This window comes from Siphonobacter sp. (assembly GCF_048595215.1).
Lineage (GTDB): Bacteria > Bacteroidota > Bacteroidia > Cytophagales > Spirosomataceae > Siphonobacter.
In genome coordinates, this window is record NZ_JBMDWJ010000082.1 from 1 (window position 1) to 1815 (window position 1815).

Consider the following 1815-nt stretch of genomic DNA (forward strand, 5'->3'; position numbering starts at 1 on the left):
GCTTTTCCTACGAAAACGTGTGGGTGCTCGAACTCAACAACAACGAAGACACTACGAACATTGGCGACAAAGTACAAGCCATCATGCAACGCATTCGCTCCTACCCAGAAGTGGAAAGTGCCTCCCGGATGAGCTCCAATACGCCCTTCAGCATGAGTAATATGAACAATGGGATCACGTATAACAATGTTCATACCATGGCCGAGTTTTACCGTTCAGATGAGGCACTGGCTCAAACCCTGGACCTGAAACTGGTGGCGGGCCGCTGGTTCGGTCCCCAGGATCGGGCCGCTCAGTACACCCCCCTGGTGATCAACCGGAAATTTCAGGAAAAGCTTTTCCCGAACGAAAATCCGATTGGGAAGGTGATTAAACAGGATGACAAACACGCCTGGAAGGTGATCGGAATGGTCGACCATTTCAAAGGAAAAGGTGAATTTACGGGGAATACCCCCGCCGTATTTGAGTCGCTTATGAACACAGATTGGGATAAGAATATCTTGATTAAAACGCGTCCCGGCACGGATGCCAACTTCGAAGCCCGGCTTGTGAAAGACGTACTGGGGGTAGGTCAGGGCTGGGGGGCGGAAGTTACGTACCTCACGGAATCGCGTAAAAACCAGCACAACCTAACCTTGGTACCCGTCATCGTTTTTGTCATCATCAGTACTTTTCTGCTGATTAATGTAGGATTGGGCCTCTTCGGTATTCTAAATTTGAACATTGCCCGTCGGAAAAGCGAAATTGGCCTGCGGCGAGCCATGGGTGCTACGGAGAAAACCGTATCCATGCAATTTCTGGGTGAAATATGGGTACTGGCGACGTTTAGTTTGCTGCTGGGCTTACTCTTTGCGGTACAGTTTCCGCTACTCAATGTTTTCGATATGGATGCCAAAATTTACGTGCTGGCCATTGTCGCTGCGGTGGGCGTTATTTATCTGCTCGTTACGCTCTGTGCCTGGTACCCAAGTCGTCAGGCGGCTTTGGTCCAACCGGCTGTGGCCTTGCACGAGGAGTAGAGGAGTTGCTAGTATTTCGTTAGGGGTTGATTGGCTTGTGTTTGAAATATCCGTCAATCGCTTCGATGAGTGAATCAAAGCTGTACATCAATGCATTAGCGTTTCAAGCAGTACCTAAACCCCTAAAACAACGAGCCTCACCTATCAACCAAAACCATCAACTAAAATCATGATTCTTATTGTTGACGATGATCTGGCTATTCGCACTTCGCTGGCCCTGCTACTCAAAAAAGAGGGTTTTCGGGTCATGGGAGCGAGTTCGCCGGTTGAAACGTTCGACGTACTTCGTCAGCATACACTGGAACTGATTCTACTAGACCTCAACTTTTCCATCGAAACCTCCGGCCGGGAAGGGATGCATTTATTGGACCAGATTCGCGAAGCGTATCCAGCTATTCCAGTGATTCTGATTACGGGCTGGGGGAGTATTGATCTGGCAGTACAGGGGATGAAAAAAGGAGCCCGCGATTTCATTACCAAACCCTGGCAAAACGATCATCTGGTTCAGTCCGTCCGTACCATTTTAAACCTGTCTCAGTCCGTAGTATCCTCGCCGGAACGTCAGAAGTTGCAGGAAAAATATCAGTTCCAGTACATCGTCGGTCAAGATCCCAAGCTGCTGGACATTTTGCAGACCATTGGCCGCGTAGCACCCACGGATGCTCCGGTGCTCATCACGGGCGAAAGTGGTACGGGAAAAGAACTCATTGCCGAAGCGATTCACCTTAACAGCCGCCGGAAAAGTAAACCTTTCGTAAAGGTCAATCTCGGTGGTATCTCAGCTACCTTGTTCGAA

Annotated in this window: 2 protein-coding genes; both read left to right on the forward strand. The window is 49.4% G+C overall.

What is annotated here, in order from left to right; translation table 11 throughout:
- Nucleotides 1-1019: ABC transporter permease (locus tag ACOJTG_RS04690; protein WP_420152754.1), on the forward strand; the 1019-nt coding region annotated here is incomplete at its 5' end.
- A 169-nt stretch (nucleotides 1020-1188) separates the two neighbouring features.
- The coding region (locus ACOJTG_RS04695; RefSeq protein ID WP_420152755.1) for a sigma-54-dependent transcriptional regulator at nucleotides 1189-1815 on the forward strand (627 nt) is incomplete at its 3' end.